The organism is Dyadobacter sp. CY326, from assembly GCF_021390515.1.
Taxonomy (GTDB): Bacteria; Bacteroidota; Bacteroidia; order Cytophagales; family Spirosomataceae; genus Dyadobacter.
The window spans coordinates 39,572-56,062 of sequence record NZ_JAJUXI010000012.1 but is presented as its reverse complement, the minus strand read 5'-3'; the positions used below and the strand labels follow the sequence as shown (position 1 = coordinate 56,062).

The window sequence follows — 16,491 nt, the reverse complement described above, 5'->3', positions numbered from 1 at the left end:
AAGGTTGTAATCCTGAAATATTCAATTAATTTGGGATAAAATCATACTCTCGATCGTCACAATCATCCCGCCCGCATATGGATAAGCGAACTTTTATCAAACTATCATCAGCATTAATGACAGCACCATTATTATCGCCCCTAAGCGGCTGGGCAGCCGGCGGCAGTGCCGCAGAAAAGCTCAAAAACTGGGCGGGAAACCTCGAATACAGCACAGAAAAGCTCGATCAGGCAAAAACTTTGCAGCAGGTTCAGGACATTGTAAAGAAATATGACAAGCTGAAAGTCCTGGGGACGAGGCATTGCTTTAACAACATCGCCGATACAAAGGACCAATTTATCTCGTTGGTCAATGCCGATGAACAAATCGTTATCGATGAGCAAAACAAAACCGTAACAGTTAATTCCGGCTTGAAATATGGTCAGTTGAGCCCTTATTTACACAAAAAAGGCTTTGCCTTGCCTAACCTTGCATCACTGCCGCACATTTCAGTTGCAGGCGCCTGCGCCACGGCCACGCATGGCTCGGGTGAGAAGAATGGCAATTTGGCAACAGCGGTTTCTGCAATGGAACTGGTCACGGCGAATGGTGATGTTTTGCAATTGAGCCGCAAAAAGGATGGCGAAAAATTCAATGCTTCGGTTGTGAACCTGGGCGCGTTGGGCGTTGTGACGAAAGTTACGCTTGACATTGAACCGACATTCATGATGGGTCAGTTTGTTTACGAAAACCTTCCTCTTGATCAATTGAAGGATAATTTTGATAAGATAGAAGCGAGTGGATACAGTGTCAGCTTGTTCACAAATTGGCAAAGCAATGACATTACGGAAGTCTGGGTTAAGCAAAGAATTGACAACGGAAAACCTTTAAAAGCCGACAAGGAATTTTTTGGCGCAAAACTCGCAACCAAAAATCTGCATCCAATCCCGGAACTTTCAGCCGAAAATTGCACGGAGCAAATGGGCGTTGCCGGTCCCTGGTATGATCGCATGCCGCATTTCAAAATGGGCTTCACACCGAGCAGCGGCGTTGAACTGCAGTCTGAATTTTTTGTGCCGAGACAAAATGCTGTGGATGCGATCATGGCTGTGTCACGTTTGGGCAGCCAGGTTGGTCCGCATTTGCTGACTTCCGAAATCCGCACCATTGCGGCTGATAATTTCTGGTTAAGCCCTTGTTACAAGCAGGATTCTGTTGCCATCCATTTTACGTGGAAGCAGGATTGGCCCGCGGTTAGCAAACTGCTTCCGATCATTGAAAAGGAGCTTTCGGTGTACAATGTGCGTCCGCATTGGGGCAAATTGTTTTCCATTTCGCCGGATCTGCTTGCCAAGCGCTATGTTAAAATGGAGGAATTTAAGACGCTGGCCAATGAGCTGGATCCGAAGGGCAAGTTTAGAAATGACTTTTTGAAACTGAATATTTTCGGCGCCTGAAAATTTCGAGCGTTGAGTGAATGTTTAAGGCCAGTAATTTTGTTGCTTAATAGTTGGCCTGTGAAGATCTACAGGCCACTGATATTCGTTTAATAGAGTGTATTGTCACATTGTTAACCAAATAATAAAATGGCAGCAAAAGTAGTAGGGCTCCCGGCAGCAGCCGAGGAAATCACAGCTGATAAGATTACAGAATTATATATGCATGACAGTTTGGAAAACAACAAGAAGCCGGATTCGGTTTATTTGTTTTGCAAGCGTCATGGCATCGTTGAAAGGGAATTTTACAAACATTTCTCCTCCATTGACGCTGTTGAAAAACGCGTTTTTGTAAGCTTCCATAAGCTTGCAGTAAACCTCATTAACCAGAGCGGCGACATGCCGGCACTGGGTTTTCGGGATAAGTTGCTGACTTACTATTACACTTATTTTGAAATTCTAACGGCCAATCGCAGTTATGTGGTTTTTGATCTGAAAAGTGATAAAAGCCGACTGGAAGGCGTGATGAAACTGCGTGAGTTCAGACGTCAGTTCAAAGAGTTTGTTGGCCAAATCAGCGAAGGATATCTTAAATCCAAAAATGAGCGCATCCGCAAAGCACAGCAGGAAGCACTTGAAGAAGGAGCGTGGGTTCAGTTCTTGGTAACCCTGAAATTCTGGCTGGACGACGAGTCCATTGGTTTTGAAAAAACAGACCTTTTTATTGAAAAATCGATTCGCGCTACGTTTGATCTCATTGATATTACGCCGCTGGAAAGTGTTATCGATTTTGGTAAATTTCTCATTAAAGAAAAGTTAAAGTAGGAATGGAGACAATAGACAGCATACCTACTTCGAAAATTCAGCGTGCAACCAGATTGATTTCGACCGGTGTGAAAATCGGGGGTAACTATTTGAAATATTATGGTGAGAAAATCACCAATCCCGAATCAGCGCGGGATAACCTGAACACAAACAACGCTGAGGATATTTACGACGGACTTAAAAACCTGAAAGGCAGTGCATTGAAATTGGCGCAAATGCTGAGTATGGAAAAGAATTTTCTTCCGCAGGCTTACGTGGAAAAGTTTTCTTTGTCCCAATTTTCGGTGCCGCCATTGTCAGCGCCGCTTGTTGTCAAGACTTTCAGAAAGTATTTTGGTAAATCGCCGCTTGAAATTTTTGACACATTTGACGCCAATGCAATCAATGCCGCGAGCATCGGACAAGTGCATAAGGCTACGAAAGATGGCAAAGAACTTGCCGTAAAAATTCAATATCCGGGTGTTGCAGAAAGCATTTCGTCAGATTTGGCATTGGTTAAGCCAATTGCCATGAGCATGTTCAACATTCAGGCGAAAGACTCTGATAAATATTTTAAAGAAGTTGAAACGAAGCTGACCGAGGAGACGAACTACATTCTGGAAATTGCACAAAGCCAGGAAATAGCTGACGCTTGTGCGCACATTCCGAATTTGAGATTCCCGCAATATTATCCTGAATATTCTTGCGAAAGGGTGATTTCAATGGATTGGATGACCGGTAAGCATTTGTCCGAGTTTACGAAAGTGAACAAAGATCAGAACGTCGCCAACAAACTGGGACAAGCGCTTTGGGATTTTTACATGTTTCAGGTCCATCAATTACGAAAAGTGCACGCGGACCCACATCCGGGAAATTTTCTGGTTGACGATATGGATAATTTGATTGCGATTGATTTCGGGTGCATCAAAGAAATTCCAGAATCGTTTTACACCCCATATTTTGAGTTGGCAGAGCCCGAAAAGCTGAATGATCCGGAGATTTTTTATTCACGGATGGAGGCGCTGGAAATCTTGTCCAGCAAGGATTCGCCGCAGGAAACGGTTTATTTTTCCAATCTTTTCAGAGAAATTCTGTCATTGTTAACGCAGCCATTCCAATCCGAAACTTTTGATTTCGCAGATGAAACCTTCTTCGCCAGACTTGCGGCACTTGGAGAGAAATATGCGAATGATAAGGAATTGAGGAAAATGAATGTGAATCGCGGTTCTAAACATTTTATTTATATCAACCGCACATTCTTTGGCTTATTCAGCTTGCTTCATGATTTGAAAGCGACTGTTGAGACCAAACAATTTGCAATGTAAAACGATAAGTTGGCGGAGACTAAGAATCTTTGCCAACTTCTTTTTTAAGCGGTTTTCGCTTATTTACAAATCTGAAAAGATTGTTGTTCGCCTGCTCCGGCGTCTGATCTCCAAGCAAGATGCCCCAGGGTTTGAGCCCATCAACCCGGTCAAATATCACTTTCATCATCGCGATTACAGGAATAGAAAGGAACATTCCGGATAATCCCGCCAGTGCGCCGCCGACGAGCACGCCTACGATTGAAACCAACGCATTGATCTTCACTTTTGAGCCGACAATAAGCGGCACAAGGAAGTTATTATCAATGAATTGAACGGCAATAAAAACGCCCACAACGCCCAGCAATGTGTGCGGATCGGGGTTGCTTATGAATGTTACCATCACAGCCAGCGCCGTCGCGACCAAACCGCCGATGTAAGGCACAAGGTTCAAAATAGCGGCCATAATGCCAAGCAGCATCGCATATTGCACATTGAGAAAGAGCAATCCGACAGAATTCAGCACCGCAACGACAGCGGTTTCCAGCAGCAAACCAACCATGTAACTCTGGATAATGGATTTGATTTCCCCCAGAATTTCGAGCACGCGCGGCTTGTGCTTTTCGGCAAACAAAACGACCAGAAAGTGCAGCAACATCGTGCGGTAATAAAGCAGCAAGAATGCATAAATCGGAATCAGGATCAGCGTTGCAAGCGGTCCGGTTACAACACCGAGGGTCTCAGCGCCCTGGAAATTTTCCAGCGTTTTGGTTTGCGCATTTTTCAGATATTCGGCCTGTTGACGGTAACTGACGCTATATTCTCTCCTGATCCAGCGACGGGCGTCCATGTAAAACTCGTTAATGTTCCGTTTTAACTTGGGCCACTCATCCGTAAAGTCTGCGAGTTGCATAGAAAGTATAACGCCTACGCCAGACACAAGAATCACAGCCAGCAGCACCGCCAGCGTAATCGCAACCACTTTTGGCATGCCCAGGCGCATCAGCCACGCCTCAACCGGCCTGAGTAAAACCGCAATAAGCCCCGCCATAGCCAACGGAACCAGGATATCCTGCCCCAGATAAATAGCCAGCATTATCAAGCCAATGGCAAGAAGCGAGTAAGTCAGTTTTTGGTAAAATGCAGAGGGGGTGGTTGGGTACATTTTCGATTACTAGCTTAGGTAACAAACTTAAAAATATAGAAATTCTAAAATCATTTTAGTTATGCTAAATATTACGTATATTTGCCCAATATACACACTTAGTTTTTCAAATGGTTGTAATAAGCTACAAGATGATCCGGCAATATGGTAAAGTTGATAAACATAGCCTTGAAGCGCTGGATACTTGGTTTCAAATTGTCGAAAAGTCAAATTGGTCTAACTTTAATGAGGTAAGGCGCATATTCAATTCGGTTGATGCTGTCGGTAATGATCTCTACGTTTTCAACGTGCGAGGCAATCACATTCGAGTCATCGTACGGATTTTATTTAGTGTTCGAACAGTCTACATAAAGTTCATTGGTAATCATAAAGAATATGATAAGGTAAGAATTGACCAGTTGTAAGATGAAAAAAATAGAATTCAGGACAGAAAAGGAATATGATGAGGCGATGATCGAGATTGATCGCCTTATGAAAAAGGGAGAGGCAAGGCTGTCTGAGGAGGAGCTCGAAACCATTCGCAAAATGGCGCTTGCGGCGCAGGCGTATGAGAAGGAGCATTATTATGTTGAGCCGCCCAGGACGCTTGAAGGAATGATAGAATTGCGGATGTACGAAATGAAATTGAAGCAAAAGGACCTTGCAGCGACGCTTGGAGTTAGCGATACAAAACTTTCATTGATCCTGAATGGAAAGCAAAAGCCCGATATTCCCTTTATTAAAGCAGTCCACACGAAATTGAATGTTTCAGCAGACTTCATTATGCAACACATTTAGCAGGCATGTTAAGCATGGAACAGTCAAGCCAGCTGCTTTTGCATGAAAATGCTGTGGCCGATTTCTTGATTTTGGCCAGGCCGTTCCGAAAGCGAATAGCCGAGTTTTAGATACATTTTTATGGCTTGTTGTTGTTTGTTGCCCGTTTCCAAAACCGCATTTACGAAGCCTAATTCTTTGGCCCATTGTTCCAGTTCGGTGACCATTGCGGATGCGATGCCTTTTCCTCTGGATGCGGGCGAGACGAACATGCGCTTTAATTCAATCGTTTTTTCATCAAGAACTTTAAAGCATCCGCAACCGATGGCAATGTCATTTTCATAAGCTAATATGACTGTCTGTAAATTAGTAATGCGGTTATATTCTTCGTAATCAGCTTTTTGTGTATTATAAAGAAGGCAAAGTTCATCATCCAGCAAGTCTGTAAGCTTTTTGAAATCTGGATTTTCGCTATTGGTTCGCGTCATAGTGAGCGTTTTTTTGAAACCTGAAATTCGAAATTACAACTAATCGCCATTTCGGAAATTATTGGTGATCCAGTTTTCTCAAAAAATCATTGGCGTGCTGTAAATGTGCTTGTTGCTTTGCTTCATCCATGTTATCAAACGTCCTGATCAGCATTCCAAGCCTTGGGTTTTTAAGGAAAAAATTTCTTTGTTTGTCCATAAACCGCCAGAAAAGTCCATCCCAAATGGGTTGCCATTCACCTTTGCTGAAATCGCTCATTTTCATCAAATAATTGCTGCCGCTAATGTAAGGTTTGGTCGCCATCAGACCGCCATCCGCAAATTGACTCATGCCATAAACGTTCGGGACCATTACCCAATCATAAGCATCTATAAAAAGCTCCATGAACCAGCGATACACGTCGTCAGGGTCAAATTCACACAATAACATAAAGTTACCGATGACCATTAATCGCTCAATGTGATGGCAATAACCTGTTTTAAGCACTTTTTTAATCACAATATCCACCGGCTCAATGCCTGTCGTTCCTGTCCAAAACGACTCTGGGATCTTGCGGGTAAAACCCCAATAATTGCGCGTGCGCTCACGGCTTCCCTTAAATTCGTAAACGCCGTGAATAAATTCACGCCAACCAATCACCTGCCGGATAAATCCTTCCAGCGAGTTGAGCGGCGTGTCATGTTTAGCTGCAAAAGCCAATGTCAGGTCAATCACCTTTCTGGGCGTTAACAAGCCTGTGTTCAGCATTGGCGTGAGCACGCTATGGTGTAAAAAGTGCTCCGAAGTGACCATTGCATCCTCGTATTTTCCAAACGCTTCAAAACGCTCTTTCAAAAACTGATTCAGCCATTCCTCGCTTTCGTGCGCATTGATTGGAAACCTTATTTGTTCCGGAATGTGTCCGTAATTCCCGGCATAATGTTGCTCAACATAAGCTTTTGCATTGCTGCAACTTGCATTTGTATCCGGAAACTGAATGATTGGCGGGAGCTGCTTTTTAGGGAATTTTAAGCGATTTTCTGTGTCAAAGCTCCATTTTCCTCCTTCGGGCTCACCTTTGTCGTCAACGAGAATCCGGTTTTTCTTACGCTGGACCGTGTAAAAATCCGCCTGGAAATAGCGTTTTTTATTCATAAAATACATTTCCAATTCTTCTTGTGAATTGAGAAACATTGGCGTGTCGAACTGTGTTAGTGCTATTTGATTCTTCTGAGCTGCGTTGGCCAGTCTTTTTTGTAGCCAATTATCTGTTACATCTGCATAATATATTTCCGCAACACCCTTGGTTTTCAGCACCGGGATTAATTTCCGAACATCCGCATGATCTTCCTGAGCTTCAATGTAATGCACATTAATTTTCAAGCTTTCCAGGTGTTTTTTGTATTCCAACATCGAGGCGCGGTGAAAGAGTAGCTTGTGTTTGTGAAACGAAAACTGGTTAAAAAACAAATGCTCTTCAACCAGCACCACATCCCTTCCAACCGCAACAGCCGGATGCTCATGAAATAACTGATGCGGAAAAATTAACGTAATTGCCTTCATTTGTTATCAATGTCGATAAATGCTTATAACGCTCCTACTAAAATCATGCGAATCAAATTAGTCCTTTGCTTCATTTTTACGGTTTCCGTTTGCACTGCGCAAAGCGGTTTTCGGGTTGTGCCATTGGGTGTCAAAGGTGGCGGCGATGACGGAAATTTGTCGGCTTACATGGTTGCGCCTGCAAATTCGAGTGCATATGTATGTCTGGACGCAGGCACAATAAGCAATGGCATTACAAAAGCAATCGCCAACCAGGCTTTCAACGCATCGCCCGATTCCGTGCTGAAACGTTACATTAAGGCTTACTTGATCTCGCATCCGCATTTGGATCATGTTTCAGGAATGATCATCAATTCGATTGAGGACACCACGAAGCCCATTTATGCCTCTCAATATTGCATTGAAGTTTTGAAAAATCATTATTTCAATTGGCAAAGCTGGCCAAACCTCGGAAGCGAAGGGAACGCCCCGGCATTGAAAAAATATAATTACGTGGCTCTTTCAGAAGGTTCAGAAACAAACATTGAAAACACCGCGATGTCTGTTAAAGCGTTCAAACTCAGCCATTCCAATCCCTATGAAAGCACGGCATTTTTATTAAAGCGCGGAACAGATTATGTGCTTTATTTTGGAGACACTGGTGCGGATGAAGTTGAAAAGTCGGATAACATGCAACACGTTTGGAAGGCAGTTGCTCCATTGGTCGCCGCAAAACAACTGAAAGGAATTTTCCTGGAAGTGTCTTATCCCAATGATCAGCCAGACAAAAAGCTTTATGGACATTTGACGCCACAATGGTTTATGAAAGAGCTTAACGTGTTGGCTCAGCTTGCTGGTGCTGGTAATTTAGCAGGATTGAATGTAATTGTCACGCACATGAAACCGACTGGCGATAGTGAGGCAAAAATTAAAGCAGAACTTACATCAGAAAATGCGCTCAAACTAAATTTAATTTTCCCCGAACAGGGCAAAGCGTTTGATTTGAAATAGTGAAAGATTGCACTGGTGCGGATGGCGCGAATGTCCACATTCGTGCCGATTATTTTAAGGCCTCCGGCCGCCGAAACTTCTGACAGCGGCCAGAGGCCTAATAATAAAGGGGACGAACGTATACGTTCGCCCCAGCTTCTAAGTTATGTTCGACCCAGCTCCTAGATAACGTTCGCCCCAGCGTCGCTATTTCTTCGCTAGCAGCGGGGTCGGATGAGCTGGCACTTTCAGTTCCGTTCCCAGTTCATCATTGAATTTCTGAATCAAATGTGCGGACAAAAGCGGTGAGGCTTCCTCATGATTCTGGTGCACGAAAAAGTAGATATTCTCAATCCCTTCTTCCACCCACAACTTCAATCGTTCAAACCAATCATCCAGCCTTGTGTAATCCGAATCCACATTGGCGCCATTATAGCGGATGAATGCAGTCGGAGTTGTGAGCCGCATGTGGAGCAAATCGCGGCGTCCTGCCGAGTCAGTAACGATATGCGTAATGTTATTTTTCTCCAAAACAGCATACAATTCTTCGCTGTTGAATGAGCCGTCATACCAACCTGTGTGCCGCAATTCGAGCGCAAGCGGGAAGCCGGACGGCCATTCTTCCAGGTAAGCTTTCAACGCATCCCAGTTTTTTGGGCCAAAATTGTCGGGCATTTGCAGAAATAACATGCCCAGCTTTTCCTGTAAATGGGCGATGCCGTCCAGATAAATGTCCGTCGTTTCTTTCGCTTCCTTCAACCGTTTCCAATGACTTATTCCCTGATGCAATTTTGGAAAAAACCGGAACTCAGCGGGCGTCTTGTTATACCAGCTTTCAATCGTCTCGACCGGGAAATTATTGTAAAATGTTGCATTCAGCTCAATGCTGTTGAATTGCGTTGCATAGTAACCGAGCTCGTCCTTTGTCCCTTTTGGATAAAAAGTTTTCAAATCGGCCTTATTCCACTTTGCACAACCAATGTAAATATTCGGTTTGCCTTTTTTTGCGTCATTCAGCAATTTTTTGTTCGCTGGCGCATCTTCCGGCAACGTAAAATCAATGCTATCTGGATTGTCAACTTTCCCGAATTTCATGGTCGAACGTCTGTCTATAAATGATTAATATTAAACTTCCGTTAGTTTAATTAACGGGAAAATCTCAAATGGTTTATCTTCCAAAATCATCCTGCACGCGAACAATGTCATCTTCGTCAGACGGATTTTCAGGATCAGTATGTTGCCAGATTTCAGCCACAAAGCCCCACTCATCAACCCCCACCAAACGATGGCGCTCGCCTTTTTTCAAATCAACCACAGTCCCGATCGGAAGCTGGCGCAATGGTGTTTCTTCGTCCGTATCGCTGATCACAATTCCTGCATTTCCACCGATCACTTTCCATATTTCAGCGCGGCGGTGGTGATATTGCCACGAAAGGCGCTTATTGGGCGCTACAACCAGTATTTTCGGGCTCAATTTTTCATAACCGGCAAAATCTTCAAGAGAAAGGTGCGGGAAAAATGTAGAAATGAATTTCGGTGCCTCCGTTTCTTCCAAAACAAAAAAGCCACCCCACGGCCGCGAGTGATCTTTGCTCACAACGGTAAAACCCTGCTCGTCGATAAACTGCTGAACTTTTGCAAAAACAACATCCTTATCGGCTGTCGCGGTGAAAGATTGTATCATAAATCGTGATGTTGGTAAAATCAGTGATGGTTTCAAAATTAGGATAAAAAACAAAAAGATGCCCCAAAATATTCAGGACACCTTTTGAATTATATCTACTAATTTATACTATTTGTCCCACCAAACTTTGGTCGTAAAGTCGTCAGGCAACGTTGCGCCGGTTTGATAGTTTGGATTTCCTGCCACTTCATTGGTTGGATAGCGCAATCTCACCGGAATTGTGCCGCCCGTTACATTGCCCGGATAATTGGTCGGTGTCAACTTAGGATATCCTGTTCTTCTCCAGTCCGACCATGCTTCCCACCAGTTAAAGAATTTGTTTGCCCATAACTGTTCTCCGATCATTTCCAAAGCTGGCTTTGTAACGCCATAAGGATAGGTCGTCAGATATTTTGCAACTGCCGCGTCCGCAACCGTCAATGTGGCATCAAATGGCGTGTACATTTGCATAGAAGCCTTAACGCCAGCCTCATAATGCGACTTTGCTGTTCCCGCGATTCCCGAGCCGATTTTGCGTTCAATTGCCTCAGCGAGTAAAAATTCAACCTCACCGTAATTCATAATTTGATAAGGATCAGAATCTTGAAGCATTTTTGTGTTAATCCTGGAATACGTTTTGGCTACGTCCACTTGCTTGCCTTCCAGCTTGTCAAGCATTGGCTGATCATAGCCATTTGGCATTCCTTTTTGTTTCAATGGATCAACAATGGTTCCGTCAATGCCGCCGCTGATGATCATTAAACGAGGATCATCGTCCGCTGCACTGGTTTGGTTTGCGCCTTTTAACCAGTTAACCAGCGTTGCGCTCAGGTAAGTTGGCTGCCCTCCGTCACCCGGATCGAATGCTCTTGAAATACCATTTTGATTGGTCCATTCATTAGGTCCGTCGGACATTTTAATCCAAACATTGTCTGCATTGCTTGCGAAAACACCACCCGCTGCCGCTTTTGTAACATATGTCGCTGCTTTTGCCGCATCAACATTCGAAATGCGCATGGCAAGGCGAAGCATTAACGAATAGCCCCACTTTTTCCATTTCGCAATATCGCCGTCGTAAATAAAATCCGCAGCTTTGAAGCCTTCGTCCGGGTTGGAAGCGCTTAATGCGGTTGTGGCTTCATCAAGCTCTTTTAATAAGTCAGCATATACAACATCCTGCGTATCATATTTTGGAAAAAATATGCCTTCAATGCCCTTATTGGCTTCTGTATAAGGAATGTTGCCATAAAAATCTGTAAGTCTGGCAAAGCTGAAAGCGCGGATAATCCTGGCTGCCTGACGCATGTTCAGATATTTTCCTTCTGCAAAACCGCCTGGACCCGACTGTTTTAGAATTTCCGCAACGTTCTTTAACTGGTCGTTATAAGTGAATTCAAACGGCGCTGCATTGGTTTCTGCATTGCTTGTATACTTGTCGCCCGGCGCAATTCCACCTCCTGAATTAGCAAGATGCTGAATCGCATAGGCGAACATTCCAATGTTTGTTCGCCAGTCAATGTAACGGTTATCACCAGTTGTTCCATTGGACGCAATGGCCAGCTCGGTGGAGGTGAAGATGAAATTTAAGTCGACCTCATTCAGCGCTTGCGGGTTAACGTTCAGATCGTGCAATTGCTTTGTGTCGCAACCCGTGACCAAAATTATTGCGAGTCCGTATTTTATATATTTTTTCAAATTTTTCATTTTTCAATAATTAAAATGTTGCTCTCAAATTGAAACCGTAGCTGCGCGTTGATGGAAATCCGAAATAGTCAAAACCTTGGGAGTTTCCGTTGGAGTAAGTTGACTCAGGATCAACATTATCGATATTCTTGAACAGAATAGCGAGGTTACGACCAACGAATGAAAGCGTAAGGTTCTGTAATGGAGTCTTTTCCAACAGTTTTTTCGGGAAAGAATAACCCAGTGTAAGCTGTCTCAATTTGACAAATGAAGCGTCATACAAATACATTGTCGTCACAGCGTCTGATTCGCCGCCCACAGATCCCCAATAGTTGTAAGCTTCCTGAGGCGTAAGTGTTTTGTTAAATGGCTTGTATTCAGTTCCTTCCTGCGTAACGCCGCTCACGGTTAGCGGAGCTTCACCTTCACGACCTTGCAGCGAACGCTTGCTTACGCCCCATTGATCAAGTCGCATGTTTGTTCCGGAAAGAATGTCGCCGCCTACTTTGAAGTCAACAAGGAATGAAAGGTCAAATCCTTTGTAATTGAATGCGTTGGTCAAACCTCCCGTCAACTTAGCAATGCCATTTCCAATCACCTCATATCCTGCCGAACCAACCGGGCGACCGTCGCTGTAAAACACCGGCTGTCCATCTGGCGACAGTTTTTGAACACGTCCTGTGATCATACCAAAAGGCTGTCCAACGATGTTCTTCACATATGAATTTCGTGTCCGCGGCTCGTCCATAACCAGTTCATTCACACCATCAATCAGCGACTTCACTTTGTTAGAGTTTTTGGCCAAATTCAATGTTACGTCCCAGGTTACGCTGCTGGATTTAAGCGGCGTAACCGTCAATAACAACTCAATTCCCCTGTTTTGCAGCTTGCCAAGGTTAACCGACGTGCTTCCAAAGCCCGACGCTCTTGAAATCGTCGCATTCAAAATATCGTCCGTTGTTTGCTGATCATAATAAGTGAAGTCAACGCCGATTTTGTTATTGAACAAACGGAAATCAATCCCGAATTCAGTTTCTGTAACCGTAAGTGGTTTCAACATTGAGTTAGGAATGTTTCCTCCATTGCCCATTGCGGACGAGAAAGATGCCATTGGATAACCCAGATGCGGATTTCCGTTCAATGAGTAAGTCAAGTTAGTCGCATATGGCCCGATGGTTACGTTGCCAACCTGTGCCCAGGATGCGCGGATTTTACCATAAGAAACCCATGATGGCAATCCTTTGATCGCATCTGAAAACACAAAGCTGCTTCCGATAGATGGGTAAAGAATGCTGTTTGTTTCAGGGTTTAATACGGAGAACCAGTCGTTTCTGGCAGTGGCAGTCAGGAATAAGAAGCTGTTGTAAGAAATTTCGGCCGAACCAAGCAGGGAGTTAATGCCAGATTCTTCTGGTGTGTAATCCCAGGTTTTGCCTTTCAGGTTGTTCATTGCCGGGAAGAAAGCGACATTGAATCCGTTGCCGTACATGTTGGTGTATTCATATTTTCTGCGCATCCGGTTACCGCCTCCAAATGCAGTAATTCCGAATTTGCCGAATTCTTTGGTCACCCCAATCGTATATTCAGCATTGACCTCCTGCACATCCCAGTTGCCCAAATTTCTGGCTCCACCACGTTGATAACCAGTTCCTTCCGGTGTCAAGCCTTCTGCGCGGCGGGAATATTTGTCCATTCCCACACGGCCTTGAACGAATAACCAGTCAGTGAACTGATATCTTAGCTGGCCCGAAGTGATGATCCTGTTTTTCTGGTCTGATTTAATGAATTGATAAGCTGTCCAGTAAGGATTTTGGCCCCAGTTGTTATTTGCCTGCTGGAATTCCTCACCCACTTTTTTGCCCCAAAGACTAAGACTGGCAGCATCCGTTCCTTCCGGAATTGCGCCCGGTTTGTTGGGATCGCCATAATAATCCAGAACATTCTGATCGCCCGGAATCCGCCAAATCGCTTGAATGGCATTTCCTGGGGAGTCGGACACATTCGGACGGTTTTTTGCTTTTTCTTCTGAGTAAAGCACTTTCGCGTCCAATGTTAATTTTTTCCCGAATTTGGAAACGGTTGATAATGAAAGGTTAAGTCTGTCAAAACCAGAATTTGGAATGATAGAAGTGCTTTTCAAATTGGTAACCGAAGCGCGGAAATTCTGATTTTCGTTTCCGCCTGAGAATGCAAGGTTATTGGTAAATGCGTGACCTGTTTTAAGATATCTTGAAAAATTATCCCCTGCATGGGCATAAGGCCGCATTTTTCCGTCAAATCCGATCACCTGGCTGTTGTCGAATTTTGGCCCCCATGAATCGTCACCCCATTCGTAAGCTTGGTTCTGGTTAGCAGGTTTTGTCGCAACACGCTCCACATAAGAACCCGTTCCGTAGGTTTTTTGCAAATCAGAAAGGTCATTTAATTTCTCAAAAACATAATTTGACCCAAATTCAATGCCGACGCCTTTCCGCTTATTCCCGCGTTTTGTGATTACGTTGATAACGCCATTCGCAGCACGCGAGCCGTAAAGCGCAGCAGCATTCGCACCTTTCAAAACACTGATTGATTCAATGTCATCCGGGTTGATACTCGAAAGTCCGTCGCCTTCATCAGAACCGCCCCAAAGGCCAGCCTGACCGAAGTTGCTGTTGTCCATTGGAATCCCGTCAATTACATACAACGGCTGATTATTGCCCTGCAACGACTTATTTCCACGGATAATCACCCTTGACGAACCCGCGGGGCCCGTCGCGATCTTGCTTACATTCACACCCGCAACACGCCCGGCAAGCGCGTTACCAAGGTTTGCCTCTCGCGCGGACGTAAGGTTGTTGCCATTCACTTCGGTAATAGAATAGGCCAATGCGCGCTTGTCGCGGCTGATGCCTAGTGCGGTAACGACCACTTCATTCAATGCAGTGGCTTCGGCAGCCAGGGTAACGTCCAGGGAGCTCGCGTTTACCACAACCTCTTTGGATACATAACCAATGTAGCTGAATGTCAACGTCTTGCCTTTCTCAACAGATATGGAATATTCCCCTTTATCATTGGTTGTAGTTCCTCGGGTTGTGCCCTTCACTACAACGTTCACACCGGCGATCTCTCCACCAGAGGCATCATTCACTTTCCCGGATACAGTCATTTCCTGCGCATAACTCGTCAGAGTAAGCAAGGAAAGAAGTACCAACACAATGTTAAGTACATTTTTTTTCATACGCTTTTCTTTGGGTAGTAAGTTTAATTGTCAACAAATAGGGATTGTAAAGTACACGGTCCAAATATACCACTGTCACAAGCACATTCGTATAGTGATTTTTTATCTAAAAATAACACATTTTTGACGCGGCTGAATAAATTAGCAAGAAATAATTTAAAGCTAACTTGCTGTAAGTCAACGCATGTGTACGTAAACGCAAAAATGCGTTTTTGGGAGCCATTTTTTACGTACAAATATGCCGTGCAACCATATACGCTGCCAATGTTTGTTAAATCATCGAAGACAGTGCTTTAAGATATTGCTGATTTCTAGTAATGAGCGCATCAAGTTTTTTGCGCGTTTCAGCGGCACTGAAATCGTCTCCCGGCGTATTTAAAACGTAATCCAAAAGTCTGTCGATAGAAGATGTTGCCACATGCAGCCTTGCGTCGGAAGAGGCGTAATAAATGTAAACGTCGCCGTTGTCGTCCAGAATCCAGCCATTACAAAAGACCACATTAGACACGTCGCCGACACGTTCATCGCCTTGCGGTGCCAAAAAATAACCAGCCGGTTTGTGGGTCACTTTTGCCGGATTTTCGAGATTCGTAAGGAACATATAAAGCACATAACGAAGTCCGGCAGCTGTGTGTCTTACGCCATGAGCGAGGTGCAGCCATCCTGCTTTGGTTTTCAACGGAGCCGGTCCCTGACCATTTTTCGATTCGGATATGGTGTGGTAATGTCTGCGATCCACGATTGTTTCAATGTCAATAATCGCTTCTTCCATGCGATTTGCCAGTCCGAATGCAATGCCGCCGCCTGTTCCTGCTTCGATAAAGCCATCCTGGGGACGTGTATAAAACGCATATTTGCCTGCTACAAACTCGGGATGAAGCACAACATTTCTTTGCTGTCTTGATTTGGTTTTGAGATCAGGAAGGCGTTCCCAATGCTTCAAATCGTGCGTTCGGGCGATGCCGCATTGTGCAATGGCAGCCGATTCATCACCCAGTTTTGCATTTGGATCTTTGCGTTCCGTGCAAAAAAGTCCGTAAATCCAGCCGTCTTCATGCTGCGTCAGGCGCATATCATAAATGTTGCCGTCAGGTTCATGCGTTTCAGGAAGGTGCACAGGCCGGTCCCAGAATCTAAAATGATCAATTCCGTTCGGACTTTCGGCGACCGCAAAAAACGACTTTCTATCAACGCTTTCCACACGAGCGACGACAAGATATTTGCCATTTAACTTAATAGCGCCCGCATTGAAAGTTGCATTGATCCCAAACCGCTTCATAAGAAATGGATTTGTGTCAGGGTTTAGGTCATATTCCCAAAAAATAGGCGCATGCGCCGCCGTGAGCACGGGGAATTCGTAACGCTCGTAAATGCCATTTCCAGTTTCCAACATGACATTAGAACGAGAAATAAGCTTCTCTTGCTCAGATTTGATCTGTGTCAAACGCTTTTCAAAAACATTCATATTTGCCAAGCAATTTTGA

General features: G+C 44.4%; 14 protein-coding genes. 6 read left to right on the top strand and 8 right to left on the bottom strand.

Translation table 11 applies throughout. The features are described 5' to 3' along the window. The first annotated feature begins 116 nt into the window (after nt 1–116). From LZG73_RS22190 to LZG73_RS22180, 3 genes are all read left to right on the top strand, one after another. A complete protein-coding gene (locus LZG73_RS22190; RefSeq protein ID WP_233854623.1) occupies nt 117–1,436 on the top strand; it encodes a D-arabinono-1,4-lactone oxidase in 1,320 nt (439 codons plus the stop codon). A 129-nt stretch (nt 1,437–1,565) separates the two neighbouring features. After that, complete coding sequence (locus LZG73_RS22185; protein WP_233854621.1) at nt 1,566–2,240, top strand: TetR family transcriptional regulator C-terminal domain-containing protein; 675 nt, start codon at nt 1,566–1,568, stop codon at nt 2,238–2,240. Between the two features lie 2 nt (nt 2,241–2,242). Continuing rightward, the gene (locus tag LZG73_RS22180; protein WP_233854619.1) at nt 2,243–3,544 is read left to right on the top strand and encodes an AarF/ABC1/UbiB kinase family protein; all 1,302 of its coding nucleotides are present in this window, start codon (nt 2,243–2,245) and stop codon (nt 3,542–3,544) included. Between the two features lie 19 nt (nt 3,545–3,563). On the opposite strand, the gene LZG73_RS22175 is transcribed toward LZG73_RS22180, so the two are convergent. Further along, nucleotides 3,564–4,688: an AI-2E family transporter gene (locus tag LZG73_RS22175; protein ID WP_233854617.1), complete on the bottom strand. Its 1,125-nt coding sequence runs from the start codon at nt 4,686–4,688 to the stop codon at nt 3,564–3,566. A gap of 110 nt (nt 4,689–4,798) precedes the next feature. On the opposite strand from LZG73_RS22175, the gene LZG73_RS25710 reads away from it, so the two are divergent. Together LZG73_RS25710 and LZG73_RS22170 are read left to right on the top strand one after the other, a co-directional pair. Next, complete coding sequence (locus LZG73_RS25710; protein ID WP_409014352.1) at nt 4,799–5,092, top strand: type II toxin-antitoxin system HigB family toxin; 294 nt, start codon at nt 4,799–4,801, stop codon at nt 5,090–5,092. 1 nt (nt 5,093) lies between these two features. After that, a complete protein-coding gene (locus LZG73_RS22170) occupies nt 5,094–5,465 on the top strand; it encodes a type II toxin-antitoxin system HigA family antitoxin (protein WP_233854615.1) in 372 nt (123 codons plus the stop codon). Between the two features lie 23 nt (nt 5,466–5,488). Here the strand turns inward: LZG73_RS22170 and LZG73_RS22165 are convergent, their stop codons facing one another. Continuing rightward, a complete protein-coding gene (locus tag LZG73_RS22165; protein ID WP_233854613.1) occupies nt 5,489–5,932 on the bottom strand; it encodes a GNAT family N-acetyltransferase in 444 nt (147 codons plus the stop codon). Between the two features lie 58 nt (nt 5,933–5,990). Next, on the bottom strand, nt 5,991–7,475 hold the full coding sequence (locus LZG73_RS22160) for a cryptochrome/photolyase family protein (RefSeq protein WP_233854611.1): 1,485 nt from the start codon (nt 7,473–7,475) through the stop codon (nt 5,991–5,993). Between the two features lie 45 nt (nt 7,476–7,520). Between LZG73_RS22160 and LZG73_RS22155 the strand changes: the two genes are divergently transcribed. Beyond that, a complete protein-coding gene (locus tag LZG73_RS22155; RefSeq protein WP_233854610.1) occupies nt 7,521–8,465 on the top strand; it encodes an MBL fold metallo-hydrolase in 945 nt (314 codons plus the stop codon). A gap of 186 nt (nt 8,466–8,651) precedes the next feature. On the opposite strand, the gene LZG73_RS22150 is transcribed toward LZG73_RS22155, so the two are convergent. From LZG73_RS22150 to LZG73_RS22130, 5 genes are all read right to left on the bottom strand, one after another. Then, nucleotides 8,652–9,539 (bottom strand): DUF72 domain-containing protein, encoded by an 888-nt coding sequence (locus LZG73_RS22150; protein ID WP_233854609.1) that lies wholly within the window; start codon nt 9,537–9,539, stop codon nt 8,652–8,654. Between the two features lie 73 nt (nt 9,540–9,612). Further along, nucleotides 9,613–10,128 carry a phosphoheptose isomerase gene (locus tag LZG73_RS22145; RefSeq protein ID WP_233854608.1) on the bottom strand — a complete coding sequence of 172 codons (516 nt, stop codon included), beginning with the start codon at nt 10,126–10,128 and terminating at the stop codon, nt 9,613–9,615. A 108-nt stretch (nt 10,129–10,236) separates the two neighbouring features. After that, nucleotides 10,237–11,811 (bottom strand): SusD/RagB family nutrient-binding outer membrane lipoprotein, encoded by a 1,575-nt coding sequence (locus LZG73_RS22140; RefSeq protein ID WP_233854607.1) that lies wholly within the window; start codon nt 11,809–11,811, stop codon nt 10,237–10,239. Between the two features lie 10 nt (nt 11,812–11,821). Beyond that, nucleotides 11,822–15,007, bottom strand: a complete 3,186-nt coding sequence (locus tag LZG73_RS22135; protein ID WP_233854606.1) for a SusC/RagA family TonB-linked outer membrane protein — start codon at nt 15,005–15,007, stop codon at nt 11,822–11,824. 271 nt (nt 15,008–15,278) lie between these two features. After that, the gene (locus LZG73_RS22130; RefSeq protein ID WP_233854605.1) at nt 15,279–16,472 is read right to left on the bottom strand and encodes a glycosidase; all 1,194 of its coding nucleotides are present in this window, start codon (nt 16,470–16,472) and stop codon (nt 15,279–15,281) included. Nucleotides 16,473–16,491 lie beyond the last annotated feature (19 nt).